Consider the following 21,895-nt stretch of genomic DNA (forward strand, 5'->3'; position numbering starts at 1 on the left):
CCAGTTGGTGGCCCGCCGACCCGGCGGCCATCTCCCGCGCGTAGCTCCATCCACGCGGCCGCCATCGAGGCGGTCGCCGGATCTCCCGGCCGGAGGGCCGCCCGACGGCGGCACCCAGCCCGACGGAGACTCCGATGACCCACCTGACCGACCTGCTCGCCGCCGTCGCGCACGGCGTCGACCCCGGCCCCTTCGCGCTGCTACGCCGCGACGGCGCGGACGACCTGGACCTGTTCACCGGCCCGGTCGACACCGTCGAAGGGCTCACCGACCTTCCGCTGCCGCCGGGCACCCCCGGGGCACGGACGCTGGCCCTGGTGCCGTACCGGCAGATCACCGAGCGCGGCTTCGCCTGCGTCGACGACGGCGCCCCGCTGGAGTTCCTCCAGATCCGCGAGCACCAGCGGATCGCGCTGCCCGACGCCCTCGCCGCACTGCCCGACGAACCGGTCCACACCAGCGACGCCGGCTTCGACATCAGCGACGAGGAGTACGCGCGGACCGTGCAGCGGGTGCTCTCCGAGGAGATCGGCCGCGGCGAGGGCGCGAACTTCGTCATCCACCGCGCCCTACACGCCACCGTGCAGGGCCCGCCGCTGCGGGCCGCGCTGGCCGCGCTGCGCCGACTGCTCACCGCCGAGCGCGGCGCGTACTGGACGTTCGTGGTGCACACCGGCACCCGCACGCTGGTCGGCGCCAGCCCGGAGCGGCACGTCAGCGTCGACGACGGGCTGGTGATGATGAACCCGATCAGCGGCACCTTCCGCTGCCCCGGTGGCGTCGCGGACCCGGCGGCCCTGCTCCGCTTCCTCGCCGACCCGAAGGAGACCGAAGAGCTGTACATGGTGCTCGACGAGGAGCTGAAGATGATGGCCACCGTCGCCGAGCACGGTGGGCAGGTGATCGGGCCGTACCTGAAGGAGATGTCCCACCTGGCGCACACCGAGTACCTGCTCGCCGGGCGGGGCACCCGCGACGTGCGGGAGGTGCTGCGCGAGACGATGTTCGCCCCCACCGTGACGGGCAGCCCGATCGAGAACGCCTGCCGGGTGATCGCCCGACACGAGCGCCGGGGCCGGGGCTACTACGGGGGCGTGCTGGCGCTGCTCGGCCACGACGAGGCCGGCCGGCAGACGCTCGACGCCCCGATCCTGATCCGGACCGCCGAGATCTCCCCCACCGGACGACTGCGGGTGCCGGTCGGCGCGACCCTGGTCCGGCACTCGACGGCAGCCGGCGAGGTGGCCGAGACGCACGCCAAGGCCGCCGGGGTGCTGGCCGCGCTCGGCCTCGGGCCGGCGGCGACCGTCGGCGACCGCGGGCCGGTCGCGCGGCTGGCCGACGACCCGGCGGTACGCGACGCGCTGGCCGCGCGCAACGCACCGCTGGCGCGGTTCTGGCTGGACCAGCGGTCACCGGACGCCCCCGGCCTGCCCGGGCTGGTCGGCCGCCGGGTGTTGATCGTGGACGCCGAGGACACCTTCACCGGCATGCTGGCCCATCAACTGGGCGCATTGGGTCTCGCGGTGACCACCCGGCCGTGGCACGCGAGCGGCCCGGTCGACGACTACGACCTGGTGGTGGCCGGTCCGGGGCCGGGCGACCCGGGCAGTGCGGGCGAGCCGAAGGTACTGGCGCTGCGGGGTTTGCTGACCGGGCTGCTGGCCACCGGCCGTCCCACCCTCGCGGTCTGCCTCGGCCACCAGGTGCTGGCCGGGCTGCTGGGGCTGACGCTGCACCGCCGGGACGCGCCCTATCAGGGATTGCAGCGGGAGGTGCCGGTGTTCGGCCGGGCCCGCCGGGTCGGGTTCTACTCGACGTTCACCGCCCGCGCCGAGACCGACCTGCTGGCCACCGCGTACGGGCCGGTGGAGCTGGCCCGGGACCCGGGTGACGGCGCGGTGCACGCCCTGCGGGGGCGCGGCTTCGCCGGAGTGCAGTTCCACGCGGAGTCGGTGCTCAGCCCGGACGGGCTCGCCGTGCTGAGCGAGCTGGTGACCGAGCTGCTGCCCGCGTCGCGCCCGGACGAGCTGTCCGCGACGCTCGGCGGCGCATAGTCGCCCCGGCCCGGGGGTAGGGCTGGATGGACCGGTGGCGCGGACGGGCCGAGAGCCCCCGCCCGCGCCACCGGTCACCTCGTCCGTCAGCGGGTCAGCCGGCCAGGCCCGCCTTCAGCGCCGCGCCCAGCTGCACCGCACGCCGGGCGGTGAGCGCGCAGGCCCCGAGCGCCACGGCGTCCGGGGCGATCTCCCCGTTGTTGCTGGTGTGCGAGGCACCGTACGGGTTGCCGGCGATGAACTGGCTGGTGTCGGTGTAAGCGGGGGTGACCACCACACCGCCCCAGTGGTAGAAGACGTTGAAGAGCGAGGTCAGCGTGGTCTCCTGCCCGCCGTGCGAGGTGCCCGCCGAGGTGAAGGCGGAGTAGACCTTGTTGACCAGCCCGCCCTGGCTCCAGAGCGGGCCGGTGGTGTCGATGAACTGCTTCAACTGGGCGGCGATCATCCCGTACCGGGTCGGCGCGCCGAAGATCGCCACGTCGGCCCAGGTGAGGTCGTCGAGCATCGCCTCGGGCACGTCCTGGGTCTCCAGGTGGTGCGCCTGCCAGCCGGAGTTGGAGCGGATCGCCTCGTCCGGCGCCAACTCGCGCACCTTGCGCAGGCGCACGTCGGCACCGGCGTCCCCGGCGGCCTCGCACACGGCCTGCGCCATCTGGTAGGTGGTGCCGGTGGCGCTGTAGTAGATCACCGCTACCTTGGTCTGGGCAGCCATCAGAGTGTCCCCTTCTCGTCTCGGATCAGCTCCCGCGACTACCCGCTGCGGGCGCGCTCTAACGACCGCCCCCGGCGCTCCTGGATACCGGCCCGCCGGCTCAAGTTTTCCGCAACTTCCCGGTCGTTCCGGCCCGCCGCCGCGCGCGGACGGCGATCCTGATGCCATCGGTGCCGGCGGGATCGAGCCGCCGCCCCGCACCGAGCACCTGAACGGGGGATCGCGCTCCGCCGGCAACGGCGCTGGCGTAGCGCGATCAGGGGACGATCACCGCTCCCGCGCCCCGGCCCCAGCTCAGCGGACCAGGGTCGCCATCAGCCGGTCCAGCTCGGCCGCCGGGTCGGCGGTGAGACCGGTGTGCACCGGCCCCGTCTGGATCATCGTGCTGCGCGGCGCGGCCAGCCAGTGGAACCGCTCGCCGAGCCGCATCCGGGTCGCCGGCCCGTCACCGGAGCAGGTCCGGTCCCAGGAGTCGAGCACCGCGGCCACCGCCGGCAGGTCGACGTCGGGCGCCAGCGCGCGAACCCGGTCGGCGTCCAGGTACGTCCGCGCGGCCAGGAAGTCGCGCTGCTGGCAGTAGAGCAACACCCCGACGTTGATCTGCTCGCCGCGCTCGATGCGGGGCACGAGCCGGATCAGCGCGTACTCGAAGGGTTGCCTCATGCCCCGCTCCCCGATGGCAGCCAGTCGGCCGTACGGGCGATCCGGCGGGACAGGTGATCCAGGTACGCGTCACGCGCCGCGTCGGCCGTCTCGAAGTCGGCGGCGGTCAACCACTCCCCCGGCACCAGGGCCAACACCTCGGTGAGCAGCTCCGGGGTGACCTGGGGAGCCAGCTCGGCGTCGGCCTCGGCCAGCCGCGACGCGTACGGCGCCAGCACGTGATCCTCCGCGCGGTAGGCCCGGTGCACGGCGGCCTCGGCGCGCGGCCAGTTGTGGTGGAAGTACAGCGAGGCGCCGTGGTCGATCAGCCACAGCTCCCGGTGCCAGACGAGCAGGTTCGGATTGCGCCAACTCCGGTCGACGTTCTCCACGTACGCGTCGAACCACAGCACCCGGGAGGCCAGCGCCGGGTCGACGGGGTGCGCCACCGGGTCGAAGCCCAGCGCCCCGGGCAGGAAGTCCATCCCGAGGTTGGCGCCACCGCTGCTGCGCAGCAGCTCCTGCACCTCCTGGTCGGGCTCGGCCCGCCCGATGACCGGGTCGATGTCGAGGACCACCAGCGGCGGCACCCGCAACCCCAGCCGGCGGGCCAGCTCACCACAGATCACCTCGGCGATCAGCGCCTTGGGCCCCTGCCCGGCGCCGCGGAACTTCGCCACGTAGGTGCCCAGGTCGTCGGCCTCCACGATGCCCGGCAGCGACCCACCCTCGCGCAGCGGGGTGACGTAGCGGATCGCGGTGACCTGGCGGAGCACGCCGCCCACCCTACTGTGGCCGGCCGGGACGGGTGGCGGGCCGGCCCAGACCGGCACGCGAGGGTCAGTCGAGCCTGTCGCGCAGCTTGTCGACCTGGGTCTGCAGGCGGTCCACCGCGTTCTCGTTGTTGACGAACGTGGTGATTCCGGCGGCCAAACCAAGACCGATCAGCACGGCCAGGATGCTGAGGACCAGGCCGCCGATCGACACGCCGCGACCGGTGACCCCGGGTCGGCGCGCCATCTTGAGCCCGACGATGCCGAGGATGATCCCGATGATGCCGAGCACCAACCCCAGCCAGGCGAGGATCGCCGTCAACACGCTGAACAGAGCGGCCACTCCGAACACCAGGGCGAAGGTCGCCGCGGCGCTCGTCTTCGCGCGGGCGTCCCCCCGATGGGTGCGGGATCCGGCCGTTACGCCGGCGCCCCGGGCCGGCTCGCTTGCGGCAGTCATGAGATTCCCTTCCGTACACGCGGCGCGCGTACTTTCGGCGAGCCGCATTCCCCCGACGACCGCCGTTACGCCTCCCACCAGCAAAAGTGTCGGTGGCCGGCCCTAGGCTGGCCGCCCGGCCACGGAAAAGGAGCGCCCATGCCTGTCGACCTCAGCGCGGCCGACGCGCTGGCGCTGCGGATGACCAGCCTGCTGCTGCGCCCGCACCCGGGCACCCGGCCCGGCACCGTCGCCGAGGTGGTCGAGTGGTTCGGCGCGATGCAGGCACAGGACCTGGCCAGCGGGCTGTGGTCGCTGGGCGCCCGGCTCCCCGGTCGCGGCATCGCCGACGTGCAGGCGGCGTTGGAGCGGCGGGAGGCGCTGCGCACCTGGCCGATGCGGGGCACCGTGCACCTCGTCCCGCCCGCCGACGCCCGCTGGATGCTGGAGCTGACCGGCGTACGGTCGCTGGCCGGCGTGGCGACCCGGCGGGCGCAGCTCGGGCTCACCGAGGCCGACGCGGACCGGGCGGTGGACGTCCTCGGCGCCGCGTTGGCCGGCGGTGGTCGGCTCACCCGCGCGCAGTGCCTGGCCACCCTGCGGGCGGCCGGGCTGGGCACCGACGGGCAGCGCGGCTACCACCTGCTGTGGTATGCCAGCGTTCGCGGCGTGACCTGCGTGGCGCCGAACGTCGGCACCGAGCAGACCTTCGCCCTGCTCGACGAGTGGGCACCCGAATCTCACCGACTGGAGCGGGACGAGGCGCTGGCCCTGCTCGCCCACCGCTACGTTCGCGGGCACGGCCCGGTCACCGACCGCGAGTTCGCCGGGTGGAGCGGCCTCACCCTCACCGACGCCCGCCGCGGCCTGGCCGCCGCCGACGACGCGCTGAGCGCGGTACGGGTCGACGGCACGCCGATGTACGTTGACGCCGCCCTGGCCGACGCGCCACGCACCGCGTCGGACGACGTGCTGGCGCTGCCCGGCTTCGACGAGTACCTGCTCGGCTTCCGGGACCGCACGCTGATGCTCGACTCCGCCCACCAGGCGGCCGTGGTGCCGGGCAACAACGGCATCTTCCAGGCCACCGTGGTCCGCGCCGGTCGGGTGGTGGGCCTGTGGAAGCGCAAGGTCGGCCGCACCGCGGTCACCGTGACGATCCAGCCGCTCACGACGCTCGACGTCGCCGCGCGGGCCCGGGTGGAGCAGGCGCTCGGGCGCTACGCCGACTTCCTCGGGCTGCCGGCCCGCTTCGACTGGCTGACCTGAGCGCGCCGCGTCACTCCTCGGCGGCCGGCGTCGGGTCGGCCGGTCGTGGGCGGGCGGCGCTGAGCAGGTCGACGATCCGGGTCACCCGGGGGTCCGCGCGGATCTGCGCCACGCTGGCCGGCAGCGGCAGCCGCCAGTTCGGGTACTCGTCCACCGTGCCCGGCATGTTGGGTTGGCGCACCTCTCCCAGCACGTCGTAGAGGGAGACGCCGAGCAGCCGGGTCGGGCTCGCCGCGAGCGCGGCGTGCATCGCCACCACCACCTCGCCGTCGTCGGGTGCCGCTGTCGCCTCGGGCAACGCCGGATCGGCCTCCGTCCTTTGCTCTGCACCCCCGGAGGCGACAGTCACGGTCGGTAGCTGCGGTGTCGGCTCGGGCAGCAGGTCCTCGGCGCGCAACATCGTGAGCAGCCGCTCCCGGTCGGCGGCGGCACGGGCCCGCTCCACCGCCACGTCGGTGCCGAGCAGTTTCAACTCGTCGCGCACCCGCACGTGCTCACCGGTCAGGAAACCCGGCGCGGTGGGCAGGTCGTGGGTGGAGATCGTGGCGAGGGCCTTGCGCGGCCACCGCGCCGGTGACACGAAGTCGCCATTGTCGTCACGCGCGAACCACAGCACGGTTGAGCCGAGCATGTTGCGCCCCCGCAACCCTCTGGTGACCGCCGGTTGGACCGTGCCGAGGTCCTCACCGACCACCACCGCGCCGGCCCGGTGCGCCTCCAACGCGAGGATGCCGAGCATCGCCTCGGCGTCGTAGCGCACGTAGGTGCCCTCGGCCGCGCCGCCGCCCGGCGGCACCCACCACAGTCGCCACAGGCCGGCGACGTGGTCGACCCGCAGGCCACCCGCGTGCCGCAGGGCGCGGCGCAGCATCTCCCGGTAGGCGGCGTAGCCGGTGGCGGCGAGCCGGTCCGGGCGCCACGCGGCGAGCCCCCAGTCCTGGCCGAGCTGGTTGAAGTCGTCCGGCGGCGCGCCGACCCGCACGCCCTGGGCCAGCACGTCGGCGAGCTGCCATCCGTCCGCGCCGCCGGGGTCGATGCCGACGGCCAGGTCGTGCACGACGCCGACCGGCATCCCCGCCGAGCGGGCCGCCGCCGTGACGGCGTCGAGCTGCTCGTCGCAGAGGTGTTGCAGCCAGGCGTGGAAGGCGACCCGGTCGGCGAGGCGCCGACGTTGCTCGGCGACCGCCGGGGCGTCGGGGTGGTGCAGTTCCGCCGGCCAGGCACGCCAGTCGTTGCCGTGCCGCTCGGCGAGCGCGCACCAGGTGGCGAAGCTGGTCAGCGCCGGGTCCGCGGCCAGGTCCACCGGCTGGGCGTACGGGTGCAGCAGCTCCAGGGCGCGCCGCTTGGCGGCCCACACCTCGTCGTAGTCGATCAGGGGACCCCGGTCGGGACGCAACGCGTCGACCACCGCACGGGTCGCCGGGTCCGCCGCCCGGTACGCGGCGGTGTCGCCGACCCGCAGGTAGAGCGGGTTGACGAAGCGTCGACTGGCAGGCGAATACGGTGAGCTGGCCACCGGGTGCGCCGGCCCGACCGCGTGCAGCGGGTTGAGCAGCACCAGGCCCGCCCCGGTGGCACCGGCCCAGCCGGTGAACTCGGCGAGGTCACCGAGGTCGCCCATGGCCCAGGAGCGCTCCGAGGTGAGCGCGTAGAGCTGGAGCATCCACCCCCAGGTCCGCGGCGGCACCGGCAGCCGGCGCGGCACCACCACCACTGTCACCTCCCGGTCGGCGCAGGCCAACCGGTGCCAACCCAGCGGCAGGTCCGCCGGCAGCTCACCGTCGACCGCGCGGCGGCCACCGTCCTCCAGGGTCACCACCCCCGGGCCGGGCAGCGCCCGGGTCGCACCCTCGGTGAGCACCACGGTCGGCGGCAACGCGGAGCGGTCCACCGCACGGGCGGCGGTGAGCGCGTCGGCGATCGCCGACGGGCTGGTGGCGTCCACGCCGAGCAGCCCCAGCACACCCACCACGGTCTCCGGTGCGACCTCGACGCGGCGGTGCCGCCAATCCTCGTACCAGGTGGAAACACCGTGCGCGTTGGCCAGCGCGGCCAATCGTCGGTTCATCCCGTCCCCCGCTTCACGACGCGACCTGCGACCACCTTGCCACGCCCGCCCCCACGCCGCAGAACACGGCAGGCCGCTCGCCCCGCGCCCCGCCGCCCGCGGCGCGCCGCGTCGATCTTGCCCTTTTGTCCCGACACAAGGGGCATTCCACCCATGTCGACAACTGAAAGTGCAAGATCGGCGCGATCGGGCGCTGTCAGTCGGCGAGCGCGCCGGCGGCTCGGCCCTCGTGCAGGGTGAGGTTGCGGCCGTTGGCCGGGTCGAACAGGTGGATCTTCTCCAGGTTGAACCAGACTCGACGCGTCTGCCCCTCGGCTACCGGGGACTCGGCGGACAGCCGGGTCACCAGGTTGCCGCCGGCACCGGCGAAGTCGGCGGCGCCCGCGTCGGCGGCCAACTCCTCCAACTCGGCGGCGCTGGCCTTCTCCCCCTCGACGGTGAAGTAGACGTACTTGTCCGAGCCCATCGACTCGACGATGTCCACCGGCGCCTCGAACTCCATGCCCCGGCGGCGGGTGTCGTCGTCGACCAGTTCGGCGTCCTCGAAGTGCTCGGGACGGATGCCGAGGATCAGCTCGCGGGGCGCGTCGGCCGCCTCCAGCTCCCGGCGGACCCGGTCACCGAGCGGCACGTCACCCAGGGCCGTGTGCAGGCTGCCGTCCTGCACGGCGGCGTGCAGGAAGTTCATCGACGGCGAGCCGATGAACCCGGCCACGAACAGGTTGCGCGGGTGGTCGTACAGCTCCTGTGGCGGCCCGACCTGCTGCACCGCGCCCCCGCGCATGATCACCACGCGGTCGCCGAGGGTCATCGCCTCGGTCTGGTCGTGGGTGACGTAGACGGTGGTGGTGCCGAGTTGCTTCTGCAGACGGGACACCACCGTACGCATCTGCACCCGCAGCTTGGCGTCGAGGTTGGACAACGGCTCGTCCATCAGGAACGCCTTCGGCTGGCGGACGATCGCCCGGCCCATCGCCACCCGCTGACGCTGGCCACCGGAGAGGTTGGCCGGCTTGCGGTCCAGCAGCGAGGTCAGCTCCAGCACCTTCGCCGCCTCGTCGACCTTACGGTCGATGGTCTCCTTGTCGAGCTTCGCCAGCCGCAGCGGGAACGCCATGTTCTCCCGCACGGTCATGTTCGGGTACAGCGCGTACGACTGGAACACCATGGCGATGTCCCGGTCCCGGGGGGCCTTGTCGTTGACCCGCTGCCCGCCGATGCGCAGCTCACCGGAGCTGATGTCCTCCAACCCGGCGATCATGTTGAGGGTGGTGGACTTTCCGCAGCCCGAGGGTCCGACCAGGATCACGAACTCGCCGTCGGCGATCTCCAGGTCGACGTCCTGCACGGCGACGGTCCCGTCCGGGAAGCTCTTGCTCACCTTGTCCAGCACGATGTCAGCCATGACTACTCACCTATCCCTTGACTGCGCCGGAGGTCAGACCGGACACGATGCGACGCTGGAAGAAGAGGACGAACAGGATGATCGGTACGGTGATCACCATGGCGGCGGCGCAGATCGCCCCGGTGGGGTCCTCGAACTGCGACGCGCCGGTGAAGAACGACAACGCGGCCGGCACCGTGCGGGACCGCTCGGTCGAGGTCAGCGAGATGGCGAACAGGAAGTCGTTCCAGCAGAAGATGAAGACCAGGATCGCCGTGGTGAACAGCCCGGGCGCGGCCAGTGGCGCGATCACCCGCCGGAACGCCTGCCCCTGGGTGGCGCCGTCCATCTTCGCGGCCTTCTCCAGGTCCCACGGGATCTGCTTGAAGAACGCCGACAGCGTGTAGATCGCCAGCGGCAACGCGAAGGTGATGTACGGCAGGATCAGCCCCAGCCAGGTGTCGAAGATCTTGAGCTGACGCTCGATCTCGAACAGCGGCGACACCAGTGACACCTGCGGGAACATCGCGATCAGCAGGGAGACGCCGACCAGCAGCTTCTTGCCGGGGAAGTCCAGCCGGCTGATCGCGTACGCGGCCATCGCGCCGAGCACCACCGCGATCAGCGTGGCGATCAGCGCGACGCCGATCGAGTTGACCAGCGCCCGGACGAACTGGTCGGTGTCGAAGATGGTCCGGTAGTTGTCCAGCGTCCACTCCCGGGGGATGAAGTTCCCGTCGGTGAGGGTGGCCGGCGTCTTGAACGACAGCGACGCGATCCACAGCACCGGGACCAGCGCGAAGACGACCACGAGGACGTCGAGCAGACCCCAGCGCAGCTTTGCCCTGGTAGTGGTTTCGGCAGCCATGTCAGCGCCTCTCTCCGTCGTCGCTGCCCGGGGCAGCGGTGCCGAACAGCTTCACGAAGACGAAGGCGATGATCGCCACGGTGATGAAGATCAGCACCGACATCGTCGAACCGATGCCGAGGTTGAGGCCCCGGATCAGGTTGTTGTAGGCGAGCATCGACACCGACGACGTCTCGTTGCCTCCGGCGGTCAACACGAAAATGTTGTCGAAGACCCGGAACGCGTCCAGGGTGCGGAACAGCAACGCGACCAGGATCGCCGGCTTCATCACCGGCAGCATCACCTTGGTGAACTTCTGCCAGGCGGTCGCGCCGTCGGTGGAGGCCGCCTTGAGCAGGTCCTCCGGCACCAGCGCCAGCCCGGCCATCAGCAGCAGCGCCATGAACGGGGTGGTCTTCCAGATCTCCGCCAGCATGATGATCGCCAGGGAGCTGGCCCGCTCGGTGAGCGGCGCGCCGTCGCTGAACAGGTCGGCCAGGTAGCCGGTGCCGGGCGTCCAGGCGTACCGCCAGGAGAAGGCGGCGACCACGGTGACGATCCCGTACGGGATCAGCGCCGAGGTCCGGACCAGGCCGCGCCCGACCAGGGTGCGGTGCATGATGATCGCCAGACCCATGCCGAGCACCAGCTCGACGGCGACGGTGACCACCGTGATCAGCATGGTCACCCCGAACGCGGTCCACCAGAACTCGTTGGTGAGCACGGTGACGTAGTTGTCCAACCCGATGAACTCACGCTGGTCGGGGAAGCGCAGGTCGAAGCGCTGCAACGACAGCCAGACCGAGTAGATGATCGGGTACGCGGTCACCGCGATCATGACCAGCGCGGCCGGCGCGCAGAGCAGCAGACCGAGCTTGCGTTCGGCCTTCTTGTTCTCGCTCAACGGGGGCTTGCGACGGCCGCCACGCTGGGTGGGCACGGTGGCACGCTGGCTGGCCGATCCGCTGGTCTCGTCGGCGGCGACATCGGCGCCGGTCGGCGTGGCGTTGATGCTCATGGCAGGACCCCCTTGGACTGGAGGGCGTCGGCGATGGCGCCGCGCAGCTCGTCGGCGGTCTGCTGCGGACGGATCCCGGACGGCGGCGACAGGATCGCCGACATCACGGTGGAGATGCTCTGGTAGGCGGGGGTCAGCGGACGCGTCGCCGGCTCCTTCAGTTCCTCCAGGATGGTGTCCTTCATCGGGTACGCCTCGGTCATCTCCGGGTCGTCGAAGACCGCCTCGATGGTGGGTGGCACGCCGTCGTTGATGGCGGAGAACTTCTGGTGCTCGGCGCTGCGGATGCACCGGGCCGCCTCGAAGGACATCTCCGGGTGCTTGGAGTAGGAACTGACCGCCAGGTTGACCCCACCGATGGTGACCTTGCTGGGGGTGCCCTCGTCGATGCCCGGGATACGAGCCCAGCCGACCTGCTTGGCCAGCTCCGGGTTCGCCTCCTGAAGGGCCGGGTAGACGAACGGCCAGTTCACCTGGAACGCGCCCGCGCCGGACTGGAACTCCAGCCGAACCGGGTCCTCAGTGGCGTTGCTGAACGACGGCGAGGTCACGCCCGACGTGGCGAACTTCTTCAACTGCTCCAACGCCCGGACCGTGCCCTCGTCCATCACGGCCTGCGTACCGTCGTCGTTGAGGATCTTCCCGCCGGCGCTCTCGGCGAGGGTGTTGTAGAGGACGACCAGGCCCTCGTACTGGGCGCCCATGGTGAGCACCTGGTACGGCTTGCCCTGGTCCTTGAGCTGCTGGGCCGCGCTGATCATCTGGTCCCAGGTGGTCGGCGGCTGCGGCACCAGGTCCTTGCGGTACCAGAGCAACTGGACGTTGGTGTTCTTCGGCGCCGCGTACAGCTTGTCCTCGTACCGGGCGGTGTCCAGCGGCCCGGCGAGGGTGCCCTGCTCGACCTCGGCCTTGTCCTGGCCGGTCCACTCCCGGATCCAGTCGGCGCTGGCGAACTCCTGGGTCCAGGTGACGTCCAGCCCGAGCAGGTCCATCCCACTGTCCTCGGCGGCCAACCGGCGCACCATCTGCACCCGCTGGTCGTCGGCCTGCCGGGGCAGCACCCGATAGGCGATCTCGTACCGTCCCTGGGCCTGCGCGTTGCAGTCGTCGACGACCTTCTGCAGGTTCTGCTCAGGCGGGTAGTACAGGTTGATCGTCGGTGGGCCACCAGCGTCGTCCGCGCCGCACGCGGCCAGCGGCGCGACGAGTGCCAGCGCGGCGGCGGCCGCCCCCAGCCGAACAACCGGCCGGCGTCGGTGTCGAGCCGTTTCGGGGTCCGTCATCGCCCTCCCCCTTTCCTCGGCGGAAGACCGGGGAGGGCATCCGTGCCCCGGCGCACGGCGAGACATTCCGGGTCAGCGGCCTGCGGAAACATCCCGGCCCGGATGCTCTGTGCGGCTACTCTGCCCCACCCGCGAAGCCACGAAACCTGACTGTCACAGGGAGAGTGCGCACAGCGACCGGCCGTCTCGCGCCCTGCGCTCCGACGCCGCCCGCGTGATCGACTCGGCCGCCCTGGAACGACCGCCCCAGCGGGCGTGATCGACTCGGCTTCCTGGAAGTCGCGCTGTCACCACGCCAGGAAAGCCCCGCCTGTCAGAAAGCCGAGTCGATCACGCGCGGGGACCGCGGGGCCCTGGCCCAGGAGAGGAAGCGCTCGGTCATCCGGACCGGCGGATGATCCGGGTGGAGTTGAGTGAGCTGGTTCGTCGCCTCGTGCATCAGAGTGCCGAGGTAGATCAGCAGTGCGGTCCGGCTGGTCCGGTACTCCGTCAGCAGGGCGAGCTTGGCCGGTTGGCAGGGCCACTCGGCGCCACAGTTGCGGCACCGCCACAGCGGGCGCATGGCGACGTGCGGGACGGGCGGCCGGATCACCATCACCGCCACCGCGCCGAGGGCTGCTGGGCTATCGGGGTGAGCACATCGACCTCCTCGGGGGCGGGGACGGGGCCGCTCCCGCAAGGGGGAAACGGGAGCGACCCCAAGGGCAGGGGCCCACCGCCGCCATTCCGGCCACCAGCAGACCCGCCACTGGTGACAGTGTGGTGATGAGGCGACTACCGTCGATACGTGCTCGCGCCATTTGTGCAGCTCAGCGGTTCAGGTGAGCACCCATGAGGGACACGCCGAGCCAGACCGAGCGAAGGTTGGGGAATCAATGGGGACCGTTACCGACTACGTACTGGAGGAACTGCGTCTGTTCCGGACGGGGTCTGGGCTCAGTCAGGACGACTTCGGCAGGGGCATCGGTTATTCGGGTTCGCACGTCAGCTCGGTGGAGACCGGTGGGCGGCCGCCCACGAAGGAGTACATGAGGGCGGTCGACACCCACCACCAGACCGGCGGACGCTTCCTCCGCATGCTGGACGGGTTGGCCCGGCTCGACGCCGAGCCGGCCTGGCTGCGCGAGTGGATCGAGTTCGAGCGGGAGGCGACCACGCTGCGCTGGTTCGAGTTGGCGTACGTGCCGGGCCTGCTCCAGACCGAGCGGTACGCCCGCGCGACGCTGGCCGGTGGCCGGTTCGACGCCGAGGACGTGGACCGGATCGTCGCCTCCCGACTGGAGAGGCAGACGATCCTGCACCGCCCACGCCCGCCGCAGCTCATCGCTGTGCTGGACGAGGCGGTGCTGCGCCGGCCGGTGCTCGACCAGCCGGGCCTCATGGTCGAGCAGTGCGAGCACCTGGCCCAGTTGGCGGCGGCGGACCATATCCAGGTGCACATCGTCCCGGTGGATGCTGGGATGTACCTGGGGATGGGTGGTCAGTTCATCATCGCCGAGATGCCGGATGGCGAGCGCGTAACGTACGCCGACAACCAACTCAGTGCGCAAATCGTCGATGCATCCGCCGACGTCGCTAAGCTGGCGAAGACGTGGGAGATCGTGCGGAGCGAGGCGCTCCCCCGCCGGCAGTCAACCGAGCTGATCAAGGAAGTGGCGAAGTCATGGGCATGCTGACCCCGCAGTGGCGCAAGTCGACCCGGTCCGGCGGCAACGGCGGAGCCTGCGTCGAGGTCGCCGACAACCTGCCGACGGTGGTGCTGGTGCGCGACACCAAGGACCGCGACGGCGGCACCCTGCACATCGACCCGACAGCCTGGAAGACCTTCGTCGAGTACGCCAAGCAGCACTGACCCGGAGAAGACACGCCCCGACCGGCCGCCCACGCCGATCTTGCACTTTAGGTCGCCGAGAAGCGTGGAATGCCCCTTACGTCGGGACAGTAAGTGCAAGATCACGGCCGGGTCCGGTCGATCATGGAGTTATGGTGCCTGGTTTGGGGTTATGCGCAGACTTTGTCACCCACCACAACTCCATGATCGACGAGGCGCCGAGCGGCACTGACTCCGCCACGCGGTGCTCGTTCCCCGGGCGCCCCGCTCGGACCGGGCATGCTGGAAGCATGATCGCGCGTTTCAAGGACCTCTGTCTGGACGCCGCCGACCCGCTCGCCCTGGGTGCCTTCTGGGCCCGGATGCTCGACGGTGACGTGGCCGATGCCGGTGACGACGACACCCGGGTGGACCCGCGCTCGGCCCGCTCCGACGCCGAGTCGATCTGGGTGAACAAGGTGCCCGAGCCTCGGGTCGGCAAGACCCGCGTACACCTGGATCTGCGGTTGGCCGGCGCGGACCCGGCGGCGCTGCTCGCGGACGGCGCCCGGCTGGTTCGCGAGCCGGCCGGCGAGGCGACCTGGTGGGTGCTCGACGACCCGGAGGGCAACGAGTTCTGCGCGTTCCCGGCCCGCGAGGGCACCCGACCCGGCCCGTTCGAGCTGGTCGTCGACTCGGCCGACCCGGCCGCCCAGGCGACCTGGTGGGCCGGGGTGGTCGGCGGCACCGTCGAGCACGAGTCGAGCACCTCGTCGGTGGCCGGCGCGGCCGGGTTCCCGTGGGAGTACTGGGTGTTCGTCGGGGTGCCCGAGCCCAAGACGGTCAAGAACCGCCTGCACTGGGACGTCGACCTGGTCGACCCGGAGCCGATGGCGCTGATCGCGGCGGGCGCGACCCTGCTGCGCGAGCCGCTCGACGACGCGCACTGGTGGTGGGTGCTGGCCGACCCGGAGGGCAACGAGTTCTGCGCCTTCGCCCCACGCCCCACCGGGTGAACGACCGACTACCGAGCGCGGGCGTCGTCGGCTAGCGTTTTCCTAGCGCCGTAGCCGGCGCGTTCGCCGCCGCCGTCGACACGCCTCCGGCCGACCCCTGCCTGCCCGATCGGTTGGTAATCGCGGGAACGTCCCACCGCCGCGCCCCCGGTTCGGCAGGATCGTCCCAACGAGGAGGTGCCGTCGTGCAGGACACCCGCGCTCTCGCCCTGACGTTCGAGGTGAGCGGCCTGCCACCGGTCAAGACCGAAGCGTTGTCCATCTTCGCCGCCGGGCACCGGCAGGCGACGAGGGTCCGCACCCTGCTCCAGGCCGCCCTCGCCGCGGCCCAGCGCACCGGCTGGACGCCGTTGCCCGGGCCGATCGAGGTGGACCTGGTGTTGCGTTGCCCGCCCGGGCACCGTACGTCCGACGCCAGCACCCTGCTCGGCGGCGTCTGCGCGGTGTTGCAGGACAAGAAGCGGGTGTCGACCATCGGCCTCGCCCACCTCGGCGTCCTGGTGGACGTCGCCCTCTACGACGACGACCGGCAGATCCGCCGGTTGTCTTACCACGAGGAGCCGGCCGAGGACTTCTCGTACCAGGTGCGGGTCGCCGCCGTACCGACCGGGGTTTGACCGACGTCCGCGGTGGGGTATCGCGGACGCCGACGAAGGGAGCACCGATGTCGGAGCCACATGTCACGCTCGACCCACGCGGGCTCGATCCTGTGCAGCAGAAGCTGCGCGGCCCGCTGGAGGAGCAGCTGACCTCGGCGCTCCAAGCGGCCACCGACCGGGTTCGGGCCGACTACACCGGTGAACCGGTCGAGCAGGTCTGCCAGCGACTGTTGGAGGAGACCCGCTCCGGGTTGCATCCCGACATCGCAGCCGGGTTCAACCCGGACATGGACGAGTTCTGCCGGGTGGCGGTGGCGATCGTCCGACGCGAGGCCGGCTGAGCCGCAGCGCTTCTCAGTCTCGGCGGAGCCGACCCGGCGCGCGGTCTGCCCCGCTCGGCACGGTGGAACGACTCGCTGGCCGGGTCAGGACCGGGTCCGCAACTACCCGGCCCTGACCCTCGGCTGTCCGGCAGGGAGCGGACAGCTCCGGCACCCCGCCGCGCGGGCGTGGCACGACGCCACGCGCCAGAACGGGGATGAGCCGGCCGCTCCGCACTCAGCTCCACGGTGCTCACCCGCCGAACGCCGTCGCGCCCCCGGCACACCCCGAAGGACCGTGAGCGCCGGCCCAGATTAGGCGGGCCCCGACCGGCCGGACAAGCCGCGCCGGATGGTTGGCGGCAGGACTGATCCCACGGTGAAAATCAGGCATCTCGGCGTAACGCGACCATGATCGCTGACGCTGTTTGGCGTCGGTACGGTCAGAAGTGCCGCAGCAGGTCCCGGAACGCGGCGAGCCGCAGCACCCCGGCGTCGGTCGGGTCCAGCTCGTCGTCCTCCAGCACCCACGTGTTCGCGTTCGGAATGAACACCGCGTTCAACCCGGCCGCCCGCGCCGGCAGGATGTCGGACTTCGGGGAGTTGCCGATCATCCACGCGCCGGCCGGCGCGAAGCCGTGCTCCCGAGTGAGCCACCGGTACGTGTCGACGTTCTTCTCGGCGACGATGTGCGCGGCCCCGAAGTGGTGCAGCAGACCGCAGGCGTCCAGCTTGCGCTGCTGCTCCGCCTGGTCACCCTTGGTCAACAGCAGCAGCTCGTGCCGGCTGGCCAGCTCGTCGAGGGCGTCGGCCACCCCGGGCATCAGCTCCACCTGATGCTCGACGAGGGCCACCGCCAGCCGGTCGATCTCCTGGCGTTCGGAGTCGGTGGCCGGCCGCTCGCGCAGCCGCTCCAGGCACTCCGCCAAGCTGCGCAGGAAGACCTTGCTGCCGTACCCGTGCGCCACCGCGTTGGCCCGCTCGATGTCGTCGAGGACGGCCCGCAGCTCGGCCCGGTCCAGGGTGGGGTGGTCCAGCCAGCCCAGAAAGTCGTCGATCACCCGCTCGAAGACGACGTTGTTCTCCCACAACGTGTCGTCCGCATCAAAGATCAACACCTGTGCCTGCCGCCGCGCCGCCACGCCGACCGCCATGCCATCCCCTCCCCATGCCCACCGCCCGGCGGGCCGAGGGCCAGGATAGGCGGGAGATGGATGTCAGATCTTCCGGATTTTCCGTGAACCGCGTCAGGCGCGGCGGCGGGGGTCACGGCCATCGCAGCAGCCGTTGCGCGATCAACGCTTCGCGTTCCTCCTGCCCCTCGGGTCGGAGCCGGCCACCGCGGGTGAGCATCACCACGCCGTGCAGCAGGCTCCAACCCACCTCGGCGAGGGTGTCCGGGTCGCGGCCCTCAGCCAGCGGGGTCAGCGCCGCCCGCAGCTCGGCGAAGACCGCCCGCGGCGCGGCCGGTACCCCATCCACGCCGAGGGCCAGGTCGGGGGTGAGCGCGACCATCGCGTCATAGACCTCGGGGTTCGTGTACGCGAAGTCGAGGTACGCGCTCGCGACCGCCGGCCAGACCCCCTCGGGGCTGCCGACGGTCTCCGCGTGCGCCTCGGCGAGGTCGGCGGCCAGATCGGCGAAGGCGCACACCGCGACGGCGGCGATCAGCGCCTCCAGATCGGCGAAGTGCCGGTAGATGTCACCCATGTCGATTTCGGTCCGTTCGGCGAGCCGTCGGGTGGTCACACCCGCCCAGCCCTCCGTCTCGGCCAACTCTCGCGCGACCGTGACAATGAGGTCACGCCGGTCCTGTTCAGTGGCCTTCTCGGCAGGTCCGGGCACGTCCACGAGCGTAGAGGCGTACACCTGCCGTAGCCGTCGGATGACGGATTGGTGACTGTTGTGGTCGACCGCCCCCGCGCTCCACGTGCCACAGCCGCCCCCTGGCTCGTTAGGTGAGGAGATCACCGCGACGGGAGGGCACGTGGTCGTTCGCCGGCACCGGCGGGTGGCGAGCCGATGAGGAACGAGCGCGGCGGACTGTTGCGCAGCGAAGCCACCCGCCAGCGGGCCACCTTCCTGGAGCTCTTCCTCGACCTGGTCTTCGTCTTCGCCCTCACCCGGATCTCCGCGCGGCTGATCGACGACTTCACCGACGGCCAGCGCGGCGTGTACGCGGGCCTGGGCCAGGCTCTGCTGCTGTTCCTGGCGCTGTGGGCGGTCTGGTCGGTGACGGTCTGGTCGACCAGTTGGCTGGACCCGGACGCCCCGATCGTCCAGACCGTCATCATCATGACGTTGGTCGGCGCCATGACGATGGCCGTCGCCGTGCCGCAGGGCTTCGGCGCACGGGCCGCACTCTTCGCCATCACCCTGGTGACCCTCCAGATCGGCCGGGTGGTGTTCTTCCACGTCGCCGGGCACGGCCGGCCGGACCCACAACAGTCCAGCCGGATCCTGTTCTGGTTCGGCCTGAGCGCACCGCTCTGGGTCGTCGGCGGGCTGGTCAGCGACGGCACGGCCCGCGGGGCACTCTGGACCCTCGCGGTGCTGATCGACTACACCGGGCTGTTCCTCGGCTGGCCGACCCCCCGACTCGGCGCGCAACGGATCGGCGTCCAGATGATCGCGGCCGAGCACCTGGCCGAGCGGTACCAACAGTTCCTCCTCATCGCGCTCGGCGAGGCGATCTTCGTCATCGGGCTCGCCTTCAGCGGCAGCGAGTTCCACATCGACCAGACGGGTGGGTTCGTCCTGGCGTTGGCCACCACCGTTCTGCTCTGGCGGATCTACTTCCACCTGGCCGGAGGGGTGCTGGGCACGGCCGTCGACCGCTCCCCCAACGCTGCCCGGCTCGCCACCGACATGGCGTTCGCCCACATGGTCATGATCGCGGGGATCGTGCTGACCGGCGTCGGCTTCGAGCTGTTCATCGCCGAGCCGACGGGGCACGTTCCGGCGACCTGGCTCATCGCCATCTTCGGCGGCCCCGCACTCTTCCTCGCCGGGCGATCCACCCTCGAATACCAGGTCTTCGGCCGGGTCTCCCGAAGCCGGATCGCCGGCCTGCTGGCCCTCGGCCTGCTGACCCCGGCGGCACCCGGCCTCCAGCCGCTCACCGCCGGCGCGGTTGCCGCCGTGGTGCTGCTCGGCGTCGCCGCAGCGGACACGCGACGCTCCCGCCGGCATCCGCCGGAGACACCCACGCCCCCGTACTAGACCCGCACGACGGTTCCCTGCGACCGGGCTCGATGCCGGCCGGTCCCGGATCACGCTCGATCAGCACACCCAGCTCTCGCTGGTCAGCCGCAGAGAGCCTTGTTCAGGAACGCGTCGACGGCGTCGTCCGGGTCGCCGCTGAAATCGGGCGTAAGCACGATCGTGACCTGGCGGCGCCGGTCATCGGTCAGGTACGACCAGGACTGGTACGCCAGGGCATCGCCGTCGTTGCCGTACACACGGACCCCGCACGAGGTGTCCCGCCACCAGGCCAGCCCCAGCCCGTACCTGCCGCCCTCGACACCCGGTGTCGTCATTTCTTCGAGCAGGTGATCCGGCAGGAGGCGCCCACCCAGCAGTGCGGCGAAGAACCGGTTGAGGTCGCTCGTGGTGGAGATCATCTCGCCACCCGCGCCCATCACCGACGGGTTCATCGTCGTGTAGTCGACGAGGCTCGTCTCGCCGTTCTGCCGGATCCGCACGTAGCCGTGCGGATGCGGGCCGGCAATTCGCGGAGATGTCCCCGGCACCGAGGTGTCGTGCAGGCGCAACGGTTTGATGACCCGGCGCTTGATCTCCTCGCCGTACGGCTGGCCGGTTGCCTCCTCGACGATCTGGCCGAGCAGGAGGTAGGCGGTGTTCGAGTAGCCGAAAGCCGAACCCGGCGGGTCGAAGACCGGCGGATTGGCCACCGCCCGCTGCACAAGCTCGGCCGGGCTCCAGGTCCGCCACCGGTTGTCCAGGAACTCCGGTTCCGGCGGCAGCGGCAGGGTCGGCAGATAGTCGTACAGGCCGCTGGTGTGGTTGAGCAGCTGCCGCAGGGTGACGCGGTGACCGTCCGGAACGGCTCCGGGCAGCCATCGGTCGACCGTGTCGTCCAGCCGTAACCACCCCTCGTCGACGAGTTGCAGGACGACGGTGGCGAGGAACGTCTTCGTGACGCTGCCCACCCGGAATCGGCCCGCCACCGGGACCGGCCGTGGCTCGCCCAGTTCGGCGACACCGCTGGCGCCTCGCCAGACGCCATACGGGTCACGCACTTCCGCCAACGCACCCACCGCCCCGGCGGCCACGACGTCGTCCAGCCGCTTCTGCAGTGCGCCGCGATCCGCCTCCTTCGATGCGGCGCTGGCAACGGCCGGCACCCCGATCACCGCCAAAGCCGTGGTCACCGCGACCAACGCCCGATGCACTCGCCTCATCCCGACCCCCTGGGAACAGTCGTCGAGATCGAGCCTGAACCAGGAGGCGCGACGGACCTATCCGGGAACACCCGGGGCTCCCCCGGAGAGCAGATCCGGGGGTGAACCGCTCGTCGCGCGCGTCCGTCGACGACGTACGAGGCCAGGCGTTGCTGACGGAAGCGGCTGTCGATCAGCGGCGCAGGGCCGTCTCGCTCCGCATGTGCGACAACTTCTCGGGGTTACGCACGGTGTAGAGCCCGGTGACGAGGCCGTCGTCGATGCGCAGCGCGACGACCGAGTCGATCTCACCGTCGAGCCGGAGGACCAGCGCCGGGTAGCCGTTGACCTCGGCGGGCCGCAACGACATGGCGGCGACCTGAACCTGCCTGCTGGCCAGCAGTCGGGCCACCTTGTCGGCTCCGGTGACCGGTCGCAGCAGCGCCTGTTTGATCCCGCCGCCGTCGCCGATGAGCACGACATCCGGCGCGAGGACGTCGAGCAGGCCCTGCACGTCACCGGTCTCGACGGCCCGCCGGAACGCGTCCAACGCCCGCCGGGTGTCCGCCGCAGAGACCGTCCCCCGGGGCCGGCGCGCGGCGACGTGCGCCCGTGCCCGGTGGGCGATCTGGCGGACGGCGGCCGGCTTCTTGTCGACCGCCTCGGCGATCTCGTCGTACCCCACGTCGAAGACCTCGCGGAGGACGAACACCGCCCGCTCGGTCGGCGCGAGCGTCTCCAGCACCAGCAGCATCGCCATCGAGACGCTCTCGGCGAGTTCGACATCGTCGGCGACGTCGGGTGCGGTCAGCAGCGGCTCCGGCAACCAGGAGCCGACGTAGGACTCCCTGCGCCGGCCGACCGCCCGCAGCCGGTTGAGCGACAGTCGGGTGGTGATCCGAACCAGGTAGGCGCGCTGGTCCCGCACCGCCGGAAGATCCGCGTCCGCCCACCGCAGCCAGGTCTCCTGGAGTACGTCCTCCGCGTCAGCGGCCGAGCCGAGCATCTCGTACGCGACGGTGAAGAGCAGATTTCGATGGGTGACGAACGCGTCGACAGCCGGGTCCTCACGGTCGTCCGCATCCATGATTCCGCCCCCAGCATCCATGCGTGCTCCAGTCTCCTCGATCTCGACCGCGTCGCCCACCAGACACCGGCCTCCCGCCTGCTGTGACGCCAGGTGTCAGTGCTCCTCGTCACCCGACGAGCTGTCACAGCGCACCGGCCGGCGGTGTCTCCTGTGTGACCCGATACG

22 protein-coding genes are annotated in these 21,895 nt (G+C 71.3%); 8 read left to right on the forward strand and 14 right to left on the reverse strand.

Annotated elements, in window-relative coordinates; all coding sequences use genetic code 11:
- Positions 1–134 precede the first annotated feature (134 nt).
- A complete protein-coding gene (locus tag AC5L30_RS30495) occupies positions 135–2,057 on the forward strand; it encodes an anthranilate synthase family protein (RefSeq protein WP_494871515.1) in 1,923 nt (640 codons plus the stop codon).
- Between the two features lie 94 nt (positions 2,058–2,151).
- On the opposite strand, the gene wrbA is transcribed toward AC5L30_RS30495, so the two are convergent.
- The 4 genes from wrbA to AC5L30_RS30515 form a co-directional block, all read right to left on the reverse strand.
- The gene (wrbA, locus tag AC5L30_RS30500) at positions 2,152–2,769 is read right to left on the reverse strand and encodes an NAD(P)H:quinone oxidoreductase (RefSeq protein ID WP_494871517.1); all 618 of its coding nucleotides are present in this window, start codon (positions 2,767–2,769) and stop codon (positions 2,152–2,154) included.
- A gap of 294 nt (positions 2,770–3,063) precedes the next feature.
- Positions 3,064–3,432, reverse strand: coding sequence for a DUF3037 domain-containing protein (locus tag AC5L30_RS30505; RefSeq protein WP_444948143.1), 369 nt, complete (start codon positions 3,430–3,432; stop codon positions 3,064–3,066).
- Complete coding sequence (locus AC5L30_RS30510; RefSeq protein ID WP_494871519.1) at positions 3,429–4,187, reverse strand: HipA family kinase; 759 nt, start codon at positions 4,185–4,187, stop codon at positions 3,429–3,431. The genes AC5L30_RS30505 and AC5L30_RS30510 overlap by 4 nt, the downstream gene beginning before the upstream one ends.
- 64 nt (positions 4,188–4,251) lie before the next feature.
- Positions 4,252–4,692, reverse strand: a complete 441-nt coding sequence (locus tag AC5L30_RS30515; RefSeq protein ID WP_494871521.1) for a hypothetical protein — start codon at positions 4,690–4,692, stop codon at positions 4,252–4,254.
- Positions 4,693–4,782: 90 nt separating this feature from the next.
- On the opposite strand from AC5L30_RS30515, the gene AC5L30_RS30520 reads away from it, so the two are divergent.
- A complete protein-coding gene (locus tag AC5L30_RS30520; RefSeq protein ID WP_494871523.1) occupies positions 4,783–5,892 on the forward strand; it encodes a winged helix DNA-binding domain-containing protein in 1,110 nt (369 codons plus the stop codon).
- Positions 5,893–5,902: 10 nt separating this feature from the next.
- Here the strand turns inward: AC5L30_RS30520 and malQ are convergent, their stop codons facing one another.
- From malQ to AC5L30_RS30550, 6 genes are all read right to left on the reverse strand, one after another.
- Positions 5,903–7,960 (reverse strand): 4-alpha-glucanotransferase, encoded by a 2,058-nt coding sequence (malQ, locus tag AC5L30_RS30525; RefSeq protein ID WP_494871525.1) that lies wholly within the window; start codon positions 7,958–7,960, stop codon positions 5,903–5,905.
- A gap of 196 nt (positions 7,961–8,156) precedes the next feature.
- Positions 8,157–9,365 carry an ABC transporter ATP-binding protein gene (locus AC5L30_RS30530; RefSeq protein ID WP_494871527.1) on the reverse strand — a complete coding sequence of 403 codons (1,209 nt, stop codon included), beginning with the start codon at positions 9,363–9,365 and terminating at the stop codon, positions 8,157–8,159.
- Positions 9,366–9,375: 10 nt separating this feature from the next.
- Positions 9,376–10,212, reverse strand: coding sequence for a carbohydrate ABC transporter permease (locus AC5L30_RS30535; RefSeq protein ID WP_494871529.1), 837 nt, complete (start codon positions 10,210–10,212; stop codon positions 9,376–9,378).
- A gap of 1 nt (position 10,213) precedes the next feature.
- Positions 10,214–11,209 carry a carbohydrate ABC transporter permease gene (locus AC5L30_RS30540; protein ID WP_494871531.1) on the reverse strand — a complete coding sequence of 332 codons (996 nt, stop codon included), beginning with the start codon at positions 11,207–11,209 and terminating at the stop codon, positions 10,214–10,216.
- Entirely contained in the window at positions 11,206–12,492 is a 1,287-nt protein-coding gene (locus tag AC5L30_RS30545) for an ABC transporter substrate-binding protein (RefSeq protein WP_494871533.1), read from the reverse strand. Before AC5L30_RS30545 ends, AC5L30_RS30540 begins: the two co-directional genes overlap by 4 nt.
- A 313-nt stretch (positions 12,493–12,805) precedes the next feature.
- Positions 12,806–13,087 carry a flavin reductase gene (locus AC5L30_RS30550; RefSeq protein ID WP_494871535.1) on the reverse strand — a complete coding sequence of 94 codons (282 nt, stop codon included), beginning with the start codon at positions 13,085–13,087 and terminating at the stop codon, positions 12,806–12,808.
- A gap of 280 nt (positions 13,088–13,367) precedes the next feature.
- Here AC5L30_RS30550 and AC5L30_RS30555 point away from each other — a divergent pair, with 280 nt between their 5' ends.
- From AC5L30_RS30555 to AC5L30_RS30575, 5 genes are all read left to right on the forward strand, one after another.
- Positions 13,368–14,168 (forward strand): helix-turn-helix domain-containing protein, encoded by an 801-nt coding sequence (locus AC5L30_RS30555; RefSeq protein ID WP_494871537.1) that lies wholly within the window; start codon positions 13,368–13,370, stop codon positions 14,166–14,168.
- A complete protein-coding gene (locus AC5L30_RS30560) occupies positions 14,162–14,344 on the forward strand; it encodes a DUF397 domain-containing protein (protein WP_494871565.1) in 183 nt (60 codons plus the stop codon). Before AC5L30_RS30555 ends, AC5L30_RS30560 begins: the two co-directional genes overlap by 7 nt.
- A 269-nt stretch (positions 14,345–14,613) precedes the next feature.
- Positions 14,614–15,318, forward strand: a complete 705-nt coding sequence (locus AC5L30_RS30565; RefSeq protein ID WP_494871539.1) for a VOC family protein — start codon at positions 14,614–14,616, stop codon at positions 15,316–15,318.
- A 185-nt stretch (positions 15,319–15,503) separates the two neighbouring features.
- Positions 15,504–15,935 (forward strand): RusA family crossover junction endodeoxyribonuclease, encoded by a 432-nt coding sequence (locus AC5L30_RS30570; protein ID WP_238657005.1) that lies wholly within the window; start codon positions 15,504–15,506, stop codon positions 15,933–15,935.
- Between the two features lie 47 nt (positions 15,936–15,982).
- On the forward strand, positions 15,983–16,258 hold the full coding sequence (locus AC5L30_RS30575; protein WP_494871541.1) for a hypothetical protein: 276 nt from the start codon (positions 15,983–15,985) through the stop codon (positions 16,256–16,258).
- Between the two features lie 422 nt (positions 16,259–16,680).
- Here the strand turns inward: AC5L30_RS30575 and AC5L30_RS30580 are convergent, their stop codons facing one another.
- The gene (locus AC5L30_RS30580) at positions 16,681–17,391 is read right to left on the reverse strand and encodes an HAD family hydrolase (protein WP_494871543.1); all 711 of its coding nucleotides are present in this window, start codon (positions 17,389–17,391) and stop codon (positions 16,681–16,683) included.
- A gap of 112 nt (positions 17,392–17,503) precedes the next feature.
- Complete coding sequence (locus AC5L30_RS30585; protein ID WP_494871545.1) at positions 17,504–18,082, reverse strand: TetR/AcrR family transcriptional regulator; 579 nt, start codon at positions 18,080–18,082, stop codon at positions 17,504–17,506.
- A 177-nt stretch (positions 18,083–18,259) separates the two neighbouring features.
- Between AC5L30_RS30585 and AC5L30_RS30590 the strand changes: the two genes are divergently transcribed.
- Positions 18,260–19,459: a low temperature requirement protein A gene (locus tag AC5L30_RS30590; RefSeq protein WP_494871547.1), complete on the forward strand. Its 1,200-nt coding sequence runs from the start codon at positions 18,260–18,262 to the stop codon at positions 19,457–19,459.
- Positions 19,460–19,542: 83 nt separating this feature from the next.
- Here AC5L30_RS30590 and AC5L30_RS30595 read toward each other — a convergent pair whose 3' ends face one another.
- A complete protein-coding gene (locus AC5L30_RS30595) occupies positions 19,543–20,661 on the reverse strand; it encodes a serine hydrolase domain-containing protein (protein ID WP_494871549.1) in 1,119 nt (372 codons plus the stop codon).
- Between the two features lie 172 nt (positions 20,662–20,833).
- The gene (locus AC5L30_RS30600) at positions 20,834–21,727 is read right to left on the reverse strand and encodes an RNA polymerase sigma-70 factor (protein ID WP_494871551.1); all 894 of its coding nucleotides are present in this window, start codon (positions 21,725–21,727) and stop codon (positions 20,834–20,836) included.
- Between the last annotated feature and the right edge of the window lie 168 nt (positions 21,728–21,895).

Source organism: Micromonospora sp. BQ32, assembly GCF_059358895.1.